The organism is Streptomyces sp. NPDC031225 (assembly GCF_055570355.1).
Genome location: NZ_JBVIHJ010000001.1, coordinates 302063 through 311463, shown reverse-complemented (window position 1 = coordinate 311463; position 9401 = coordinate 302063). Strand labels below are relative to the sequence as shown.

Annotated in this window: 12 protein-coding genes; 3 read left to right on the top strand and 9 right to left on the bottom strand. The window is 68.9% G+C overall.

Features of this window, described 5'->3' with window-relative positions; genetic code table 11:
* Nucleotides 1-137 precede the first annotated feature (137 nt).
* Both ACZ48Z_RS01455 and ACZ48Z_RS01450 read right to left on the bottom strand, forming a co-directional pair.
* Nucleotides 138-782, bottom strand: a complete 645-nt coding sequence (locus ACZ48Z_RS01455; protein WP_468733739.1) for an FMN-dependent NADH-azoreductase — start codon at nucleotides 780-782, stop codon at nucleotides 138-140.
* Between the two features lie 56 nt (nucleotides 783-838).
* A complete protein-coding gene (locus ACZ48Z_RS01450; protein ID WP_468733738.1) occupies nucleotides 839-1570 on the bottom strand; it encodes a DsbA family oxidoreductase in 732 nt (243 codons plus the stop codon).
* Between the two features lie 108 nt (nucleotides 1571-1678).
* Here ACZ48Z_RS01450 and ACZ48Z_RS01445 point away from each other — a divergent pair, with 108 nt between their 5' ends.
* Nucleotides 1679-2107: a winged helix-turn-helix transcriptional regulator gene (locus tag ACZ48Z_RS01445; RefSeq protein WP_468733737.1), complete on the top strand. Its 429-nt coding sequence runs from the start codon at nucleotides 1679-1681 to the stop codon at nucleotides 2105-2107.
* 414 nt (nucleotides 2108-2521) lie between these two features.
* The gene (locus ACZ48Z_RS01440) at nucleotides 2522-2692 is read left to right on the top strand and encodes a hypothetical protein (protein ID WP_468733736.1); all 171 of its coding nucleotides are present in this window, start codon (nucleotides 2522-2524) and stop codon (nucleotides 2690-2692) included.
* 477 nt (nucleotides 2693-3169) lie between these two features.
* On the opposite strand, the gene ACZ48Z_RS01435 is transcribed toward ACZ48Z_RS01440, so the two are convergent.
* From ACZ48Z_RS01435 to ACZ48Z_RS01410, 6 genes are all read right to left on the bottom strand, one after another.
* On the bottom strand, nucleotides 3170-3748 hold the full coding sequence (locus ACZ48Z_RS01435) for a TetR/AcrR family transcriptional regulator (protein ID WP_468733735.1): 579 nt from the start codon (nucleotides 3746-3748) through the stop codon (nucleotides 3170-3172).
* A 379-nt stretch (nucleotides 3749-4127) separates the two neighbouring features.
* Nucleotides 4128-4547 (bottom strand): nuclear transport factor 2 family protein, encoded by a 420-nt coding sequence (locus ACZ48Z_RS01430; protein WP_468733734.1) that lies wholly within the window; start codon nucleotides 4545-4547, stop codon nucleotides 4128-4130.
* A gap of 25 nt (nucleotides 4548-4572) precedes the next feature.
* Nucleotides 4573-5334, bottom strand: coding sequence for an aquaporin (locus ACZ48Z_RS01425; RefSeq protein WP_468733733.1), 762 nt, complete (start codon nucleotides 5332-5334; stop codon nucleotides 4573-4575).
* Nucleotides 5335-5484: 150 nt separating this feature from the next.
* A complete protein-coding gene (locus ACZ48Z_RS01420; protein WP_468733732.1) occupies nucleotides 5485-6291 on the bottom strand; it encodes an MBL fold metallo-hydrolase in 807 nt (268 codons plus the stop codon).
* Between the two features lie 52 nt (nucleotides 6292-6343).
* Nucleotides 6344-6964, bottom strand: a complete 621-nt coding sequence (locus ACZ48Z_RS01415; RefSeq protein WP_468733731.1) for a DsbA family protein — start codon at nucleotides 6962-6964, stop codon at nucleotides 6344-6346.
* Between the two features lie 72 nt (nucleotides 6965-7036).
* Nucleotides 7037-7279: a hypothetical protein gene (locus ACZ48Z_RS01410; protein ID WP_468733730.1), complete on the bottom strand. Its 243-nt coding sequence runs from the start codon at nucleotides 7277-7279 to the stop codon at nucleotides 7037-7039.
* A 254-nt stretch (nucleotides 7280-7533) separates the two neighbouring features.
* Here ACZ48Z_RS01410 and ACZ48Z_RS01405 point away from each other — a divergent pair, with 254 nt between their 5' ends.
* Complete coding sequence (locus ACZ48Z_RS01405; protein WP_468733729.1) at nucleotides 7534-8028, top strand: MarR family winged helix-turn-helix transcriptional regulator; 495 nt, start codon at nucleotides 7534-7536, stop codon at nucleotides 8026-8028.
* A gap of 144 nt (nucleotides 8029-8172) precedes the next feature.
* Here ACZ48Z_RS01405 and ACZ48Z_RS01400 read toward each other — a convergent pair whose 3' ends face one another.
* Nucleotides 8173-9138: a helix-turn-helix domain-containing protein gene (locus ACZ48Z_RS01400; RefSeq protein WP_468733728.1), complete on the bottom strand. Its 966-nt coding sequence runs from the start codon at nucleotides 9136-9138 to the stop codon at nucleotides 8173-8175.
* Between the last annotated feature and the right edge of the window lie 263 nt (nucleotides 9139-9401).

Sequence of the window (9401 nt, the reverse complement as noted above, 5' to 3'; positions counted from 1 at the left end):
GGGGGGGGGGGGGGGGGGGGGGGGGGGGGGGGGAGGGGGGGGGGGGGGGAGGGGGCGGGGGGGGGGGGGGGGGGGGGGGGGTGGGGGGGGGGGGGGGCCCCCCCCCCCCCCCCCGCGACGGCGTGTGCGGGGAGCGCTCAGGCGGCGAGCTGCTGACCGATCTTCTGGGCCCACAGGCGGGCCTGCTCATGGGCGTCGGCGAGGGACGCCTCGTGGAGCGGGAGGAGGTGGGCGAGCGTCGGGGCGACCGGGGCCATGGTCAGCTCCGGGGTGAGCGTGGTGACGTTCAGGCCGAGGACGGCGGGGTCGCCCAGGACGGACTCCAGGGACGGGACGAGGAAGTCCTTGCCCTCGTTCGGGGTGCCGGGGCCGTAACCGCCGCCGCGGGCGGAGACCAGCACCGCCGGGCGGCCGAGTGCGGCGCCTTCGCCGCCGTAGTTGATGGTGCGGCCGCCGACGATGATCTGGTCGAGCCAGGCCTTGAACACCGAGGGCATCGAGCGGTTGTACAGCGGCACGGTGAACAGGTACGCGCTCGCCCCGAGGAACTCCTCAATGAGTTCGTCCTGGACGGCGGCGGCAGCGGCCTGCTCCGGGGTCTGCTGGGCGGGGTCGGTGTAGCGGGCCGAGACGCCCGCAGCGCTCAGGTGCGGTACGGGCGAGGCGGCCAGGTCGCGGTAAACGACCTCGCCCGTCCAGGCGCTCCGGAAGGACTGGGCGACCTGGTGGGAGACCGAAGCGGTCCCGATGGAGGAGGAGTCGATGTGCAGCAGGTAGGACATGGTGACCTCTACGTATGTCGGAATGGGGAAGTGCGGGGGAGGGGGCGGATCGTGGATCAGGTGCGGGCCGGATGTGCGGTGGGCACCGCACAGCCGTCGGGCCCGCACACCCCCTCGGCGTCAGCCAATGGGACCGGGATGATCGAGGGGTGGGTCTCGTCCCACGCCTGTCGCAGCGCGCCCAGGAGAGATTCGGTGCCCTGGGCACCGGGAACGGAGTACCGGCCGTCGATGACGACGAAGGGCGTGCCGGTGGCACCCAGGCGCTGTGCCTGGCGGGCCTCGTCCTGCACCTGCTGTCTGAAGCGGCCGTCATTCAGTACTTGCCGGGTCTCGACCGGGTCCAGCCCGAGATCGGGGGCCAGCTCGACCAGGGCGTCGATGGTGAAGACCGACCGGGTCTCGCCGTAGTAGGCGCGGAAGAGCCGGTCCCACGCGGCACGGTTCTTGCCCTGAGCGGAGGCGTATGCGAGGAACTCATGCGCCCGCCAGGTATTGCCCACCACGTTCTCAAGCACCGTGTACGGAGCCAGCCCCTCCCTCGCGGCCAGGGCCTCTACCCTGCGAGGACCCACCTCCAGACGGTCGTCCGCCACTCCGTGCGCCCGCTTGATGGCCTGGCGCACACTGATCACTCCCTCGCCCGGCAGATCGTCGGAGAGGGGAAACGAGCGGTGGATCAGCTCGACCTCGTCATGGTGCTCGAACTGCTCGACGGCCTTGTCCAGACGGTGGCTGCCCAGACCGCACCATGGGCACGTGACCTCGGACCAGATCTCCACCTTCATGGCGCTCACCTCCAATACTTACGCTTGGTATGTAGCGCCATGATGCGCCAGTATGGAAGGTGTTACAAAAGGAACATTCGTGTCCGCAACCGAAGGAGGGCGTCCGCAATGGAGGCCGTAACGGGTCAGAGGATCGCCGCCACGCCGGACGCTCGGGCGCTTCCGGCGCCCTGCGCACGAGTCCCGGTCGAGCACGCGGACTTCATCCGCCAGGTCTTGGAGCGGGTGGGAGACAAGTGGACGTTGATGGTGATCGCGAGCCTGCAGGGCGGCGGCCTACTGCGCTACAAGGATCTGCAGAGCAGCATCCCCGGCATCTCCCAGCGCATGCTCTCGCGGACTCTGTCCCAGCTCCACCACGACGGCCTGGTCACCAGGACCGCCTACGCCGAGGTGCCGCCGCGCGTGGAGTACGCCCTCACCCCCCTCGGCGCCAGTCTCAACGGCATCGTGGCCTCCCTGATCGACTGGGCCGCCGATCACCACGACGAGATCCGCCAACACCGGGAGCGCTCCGGTACAGCCGACACACGTTGACCCAAGCAAACCGCAGACGATCGAGCGCGGCTCGGAGGGCGCGCACTGCTAGCCAGTGCCGTGACCGCATGGACACCTCAGGCGCATAAGAAGTCAGGTTCGCTGCGCTGAACATGTGTTTAGCCTGTCGATCTGTTCGAGAGCGCGGGGGACCAGCTGGTGTCTGGCGGGCCGTGGACGGGTGATGACCGTGGACACAACGACGAGGTTCACGAGCGATGGCTGCTTCTGAACAGGCCGATTGGAGCAGCGCCCGATTAATCGCGCTGCCTCACGCCCAGCCGCGGAGCCTGTGAACCTGGTCAAAGGTGGTCCGCAAGCTCGCGCTGGCCTCCGACGTCGAGCGGTCTCCCCGCGCATGCCACCCGGCACCTGTGGCCAACCGATTTGGTCCGGATGGGCTGGGAGTTGCATGTGATCGCGCCCTGTGCCGGACGCCGACATACGGAGTCCACCCTTCAGTACATCCACCTCTCCGGCCGGGACCTGGCCGACAAGCTGGTCGACGGCATGGACCAAATCCGTGCCTGGCGAGTACAGATGCCCACCGCCCTGGCCGGCGCGATGGCGAAGGTGTCCCTGTGAGGGCACCGTCGGCGGTCGTCACCGCCGAAGACACCGACGGTCGCTGGGGCTGGCCGGTTGTCCCGGACCGCTACGACACTGCCGTCGCGGTCCGCCCTGCCGAGGCAGGGCCGTCCTCGAACTCGGTGTCCGCAATCTGCGCAGGCTTCAGTACCACGGCCCGGCCTCACCGGGCTGACGTGTGATCGCACGGCTGCTGGGTCCGCTGGAGGCGGTTAACGCCGCCCTCGACTCGCCGCCCATTCCGCACCGCCGACGGGCCATGCTCGACGTGATCGCCGCTCTTATCCCGCACAGCGCGCAGACCGGCCACAGCATCTGGGGCTGGGCCACACAGGAATGGACCGGTCTGCTCGGCCGCACCCAGACTGGCTTTGGATCGTGGTGGAGTCGCGATGTGTCGACAGATCCTCATATGCCGACATATGCGCGGTGGCCAGCGAATCTACCCTCTGATGGCGGCTGCCGGAGGCGGCCTTACCTGTCTTCAGGCCGGGGGATGACGCCCTCCAGCAAGAAGCAGAGGAAGTGGTCCGCTTGGGCCGGGTTCCCGGCGCGGGAGACAGCGGTGGTGAGGGCGAGTAGTTCGAGCACGTCTAGGTCGGGCCGTATGGCTCCGGCGGTCTGGGCCGCGTGCAGGAGCGGGGCCGCGGCCTCACTCACGGCTTGGTGCCAGGCGGCGATCTGTCGAGGTTCGACATCGGAGGGACTTTGGCAGGCAGTCATGAACGCCTCGCCGAGTACCTGGCTCTTGGTGATCTGGCAGGCGATCGAGTGTAGCCAGCCGATCAGCGCCTCAACGGGCTGCCGGGAGGCCGCCAGATCACCGGCAAGGTCACATAGTGTCCGAATCTGGTGATCGTAGATAGCCTCGATCAGCTTCTCGCGGGTCGGGAAGTGTCGGTACAGCGTGGCGTTTCCGACTCCGGCCGCCTTGGCGATGTCGTCCAGCGAGGCGTTGACGCCGTTGGTGTTGAAGGCGGTCTCGGCCGCCGCCAGTAGGCGCTCGTAATTGCGATGCGCGTCGGCCCGTCGTCGTGGTGCTTGGGAAGTCACTTGAGGTTCATCCTACTTATCAACCGGGGACGAGTCCCCGTATTGCTCCCGAGCGTGAAAGGGGGATATCTCCCCGCTTGATTGCCTGGACGCGCCGTAGGACCAGATGGCCGAAGTAGGGGAGTGACCGCAGCGGTAGAGGCGATCAATGCGGCCCGCGAGGACAACGACATGGCGACCTGCCAGGCGCCGGAGACACAACGGCGGCCGGCAGTGAAGACATCGTCTGGACCACCCTGGGTTGGCAGAAGCAGGCTGGGGTCATTGCGCCGACGAACGGATTCCGAACGGCACTGGCACTGGCGTACGAGCTCTGCACGCCCAGTGCCAGCCGTTCCGCTCGGTGGTCAGGCGTGCGGTCAGGTTCGGTTCTGTGTGGTCAGGATGTCATCGCGTCGCGGACCTTGGCGGTGTCCACGAACTGTTCGAAGCGGACGATGAGGCCGCCGCGTACGACGAAGTGGTGGGCGACGCGTACGTCGATGTCCTTGGCGGTTGCCTTGTTGGTGGCGGTGTAGCGGGCCAGCACCACGACGTTCTCGCCGTCTACGACATAGGTGTCGTCATGGGCGGTCCAGTTGTCCCAGTCCTTGCCCAACTGCTCCATCACGTTGGCGGTGACGCCGTCAGGGGTCCGGTAGGTGCCGGCCAGGGGGAAGCCGGCCATCTCGGTCCACTCCACGTCGTCGGCCAGCGTGGCCCGCAAAGCTTCGAGGTCGCCATGGGCGGAGGCGATGTACTGGCGCCGGACGACGTCGGCGGGGGCCGCGGACGTGTGGAAGTCGGTTGTCTCACTCATGGGTTGGCCTTCCGGGCGGGGGCGGTCAGGGCAGGGCGGGGTCGGCGGTGGAGGGGCACAGGTGGTAGGTGGGCACGCGCCTGGCTGTGCCGTAGTGCTGCAGCAGCTGGTGGATACCCGCTCCGAGGACGGCGCCGAGGGCGGGGGCGATCAGGTAGACAGCCAGATAGTCGAGCTCCCCGGACAGGAGCGCGGGACCGAACTGGCGGGCCGGGTTCGTCGCGCCGCCGCTGCGCGGTCCGAGAACGCCGACGATCAGTGCCGTGGCCGCGGCGAGGGTGAGGGGGAGCCAGCGGGCCCGTGCAGGGTAGGCGAGGAAGAAGCCGATCAGCAGGGTGACGGCGACCAGGCACCCGGACTCCGCGAGGAAGACCGAGAGGCCGTTCCAGTCGGGGGCCGGCTGGACGGCGGCGTACTGGACCGGCGTGGCGGTCGCTGCCCGGCCCCAGGCCAGACCCGCCAGTGCTGCCCCGGCCAGTGATCCGGCGAGCTGAGCGAGGATGTAAGGCAGGACCCAGCGCCGGGGGAAGGCGCCCATGAGCCACAGGGCGACGCTGACTGCCGGGTTCATGTGCGCTCCGGAACGCCGCCCCCACGGGCTGTAGATCAGGCAGAGCAGCACCGCGCCCACGACCACGCCGACGACCGCCAGCGCGGTCTGGACGTCAGCGATGCGGAGGGGGGAGGAAGGCGCCATGAGCCAGCGGACCACGGTCACGACGGTGAACAGCAGCACGGTCGTCAGCGCGAACTCGAACAGCGGGTAGGTGCGTGCGACGGCAGGCACGGAGCTGGCGGCTTGGGCGTCTGGGGCAGGAGCGTTCATGCGGCTCTCACAGGGGCGCGAGTGTCAAGGCAATGTTGGCGGCGGGGCCGATGGGCGGCCGGTGCCGGGCAGCTCGGGGGAAGCGCCGGCACCGGCCGTAGGAGGGGGTGGTCAGCCCCAGGTCATCTCGCCCTTGGCGACCTTGGCGCCGAGCTGGGCGGCGATGAGCATCCCGGAGTCCGGGTAGCGGGCGACCAGGGCCTTGGTCAGCGCCTCGCCGCTGTCGGCCTTGTCCAGTTCGGCCTCGAACGCGGTGAGGTAGTCGCGGGTGTAGGCGATCGGGCTCGCGTCGACGGTGTCGGTGGGCAGGCGGTGGCCGGGGACGGCGAAGGCGGGGTCCAGGGCGGTCATCTCGTCGAGCAGCTCGACCCATACGGCGCGGGACTCGGGCGTGGCGGTGTCGGCGACCCAGACGTGCTCGTTCTGGAAGAGCAGGACGCCGGCGACGACGGCCCGGTGCTCGGCCTGCCACAGGTAGTGCCGGTCGGGCAGGCCGGGGTGGCCGCCCTTGAGCTGGAAGACGTGGCCCTCGAAGGTGATGTCACCGGTCAGCTCGGTCAGTTCGACCAGGCGGGTGGGACGGTTGGCACCGACGGCCTCCCACGCCTTGAGCTTGCCCTCGTACGCGGCTGCGATGTGCTCGATGACCAGCGGGGTGGCGACGATGTCGGCCTCGGGGAAGGCGTCGGCGACCACTTCCGCGCCCCAGTAGAAGTCGGGGTCGGCGTGGCTGATGAAGACCTTGGTCAGTGTCTTGCCGGAGTCGAGGATCTCGGCGACCAGGCGGTGGCCGTCGGCACGGGTGAAGCCGGCGTCGATCAGGAACGCCTGCTCCTCGCCGGTGATCAGGGTGGCGGTCTTGTTCTTGGCGCCGACGGGGAAGTCGAGGTCGAGGACCTTGAAGTCCAGGGTGCTCATGGTGATTCCTTCGGAGATGCGATGGGAACGGAGCTGGGACGAGGGGAAGTGATCAGGATGCGGCGGTGAGGGCGTGCAGGCGCCGGTCGATCTGGTCGGCGGTGGCATGGCCGACGGCCAGGGGCGTGATGCGGTCGCCCTCGACGGCGAGGAGGGTGGGGAAGCTGTCCACGCCCAGACCTGCCGCCCGTGCGAAGTCGTCCTTCGCGGCGGCGGCCGGACCCGGCGCGGTGAACGCGCCGACGACGGTGTCTGAGTTCAGGCCGGCAGCGTCGGCGACCGTGCGGTAGGTGGACGGGTCGGACAGGCTCAGGCCGTCCACGTAGAACGCATGCTGTAGCGCGGCGGCCAGGTCCACGATGCGGTCGGGTGAGGTCTGCCGCAACACGGCCACACCCCGCGCGGCGGCCTCGGAGTCCATCACGAAGGAGCCGTCCGCGATCAGCCGCGCGTAACCGGGCCCGAAGCTGACCCCGGTCAGCTCGCTGATCTTGGCGTTGGCGCCCTGAACGTACCCGAACTCCCGGATCGGCACCCGGCGCGGACCGGTGAACAGACCACCGGACACGACCTCCACGTCCAGATCGGGGTGGCGTCGGACGACCTCGGTCAGAGTCGGCGCGAAACCGTACGACCAGCCGCAGTAAGCGTCGAAGACGTAGACGAGCTTCATGAGGGGTGTGCCTCCCGGTTGCCGAGCCCGCCTTCCGCGAGCCCTTCGCCTGACGCAACAGTATCTGACTGGTCAGGTATTCCTGAACGGTGAAGCTTCGTTTTCTTCGTCGGCGGCGTGAATCTTGCGATCCACGCAGCAGGTGCCGAGGCGTCGAACATGCACGCGTTGGCCGGGCAGGATCTGCCGGGCCTTCTCGCAGTCCAGGTCGAAGGCTTCGGTGAGGGTGAGCAGAGCACGACGACGAAGACGAGGCCGCCCTGACCGCGCCAGGGGCAGATGGTGTCTGCCCAGGTTCCGGCCGTCATGGGGCACCTCCCAATGTGTGTTTGGGGTGTATCGCCAGGATGATGCAGACCACGGAGGCCTACAAAAGGCACATTCGTGTGCGCTACCGGCGATGGGTGTGCGTCACGGGCGCCGCTTCGGTCCACGGGGGCACTGCATAGCCCGTCGTGTCCGATGCGTCTTCGACGGGAGCAGGTGGAGCGGTACGGCCCGCTGTTTCAACGGGGGATCATTGGCGGCGGCGCGTCTGCGCCACGACTGGGGCGAGAAAGGGTGGGGCGGTGGCACGGGACGTGCGGATCACGACGGCCGAGCAGGCGGCGAACGACGGGCTGGTGCTGGCGTTCGGCTGGCTGCAGGGAGCCGCGAACCGGCTGGAGTACGTCCTGGGCCGGGCACTTGAGGAGGAGTGCGGGATCAGCCACCTGATGTTCGAGGTGCTGCTCATCCTGGGCCGGGCCGGCGGCCAGGGGATGCCGATGCGAGCCATCGCCCAGGAGAGGGTCCTCACCACGGGCGGGGTGACGCGGCTTGTGGACCGGATGGAAGCGGCGGGTCTGGTGGCCCGCGAGGAGAACCCGGGAGATCGCCGGGGGCGCTTGATCAGACTGACGCAGCTGGGGGAGGAGACCGTCGTGCGGGCGGCCCGTCTGCACGCGGAGAACGTGCAGCGGTTCCTTCTCGACCCGTTGCCCGCAGAACAACGGGAGCAGTTCACCAGTGACCTGCGGACGGTGAGTTTGGCGGCGAGTGATGCGCTGCCCCGCCTGCGCTGAGACCTTCCGGGAGAGCGTCCCGAATCACCTGCCGGCAACCAGGTGATGCACAAGGCCGACGTGCGCCCAGCACTACCGCCGCATGGGCTTTCTCGGCACACCGGCCTCGCGTTGCTGCGCCCGCGATGGGTTCCACCGGATTGGCTAGCTTTTGGCCTCCGCGCGGGCCTGACTCGGGGTCATGCCGAATCTTGTCCGGAAGAGGCGGGCGAAATGGGCCTGGCTGGAGAAACCCCACCGGTACGCCACGTCGGCGATGGTAACCGGTTGTGGTCCCGGACCGGTGAGTTCCCGGTGCGCCCGTGTGAGCCGTCGTTCGATGATATGCCGCATGGGAGATCTGCCGGTGGACTCGAAGATCCGGGCCAGGTGCCGTACGGATATGCCCAACACATCAGCGACCTCAGCCGCGCCCAGGCCGGGGTCGTACAGATGCCTGTCGATGTAGTCCTCGGCGACGAGGAGCTGCGAACGGTAGGCTCCCGGTCCGGGCCCTTTCCCCGTCCGTTCCGCCACGAGTTGCATGAGCAGGTCGAGCACAGACAGCTCTGCGGCGACTGGATCGTCCCCCTGGCGCAGCGTCAGCGGCCCGTCGATCTGAGAACGCAGCGCGGCGACCAGCGCCCTCTCCCGCACCGTCGATCTGCCGAACGCCATCGGCCTGGGCAGTTCGCCCGCCAGGCAGGTCTGGGCGAACAGCTCGTGCGGGATGTCCACGAGGATCTGGCGCATCGATGAGGAGAACCCGAACAGGTAGGGCCTGCGTGTGTCGTAGACGACGAGCTCGCCGACCGTGACCGCCAGGCAGCCGTTCTCGTGCAGGAACACTGCCTCGCCCCTGGTCAGCAAGCTGGCAAACATCGAGTCCTTGGGCGTAGCTCTGACTGTCTGCGGGCTGCGCTCGATCACGTGGGCGTTCCCGGTGATCTCGGCCACCCGCAGCCCGGCCAGTTCCATGTTGGTCTGCCTTGCGAGCAGCCCCTGCTCCGAATAGGAGGTGCACGACAGACCCACGAGTGCCTCGCGGTTGTAGTCCTCCCAGAATCCGATGCGCTCCGCGGGTGCAATATTCTCGGTCGTGGCTCGGGAGATAACGGAGACAGCGGGCATACGACAGCCTCCTCGTGTTCTCCACGTCGAGGGCACAGCGTAAGTGAGCTGTCCCATAGCGAGGAAGTCTCCGTCCAAGCAGACGATGACGCCGGTGACGTACGAGGCTGCGGGCGAGGGGGGGGGGGGGGGGGGGGGGGGGGGGGGGGGGGGGGGGGGGGGTGGCGGGGGTGGGGGGGGGGGGGGGGGGGGGGGGGGGGGGGGGGGCCACCCCCCCCCCCCCCCCCACCACCCCCCCCCCCCACCCCCCCCGTCCCCCTTCC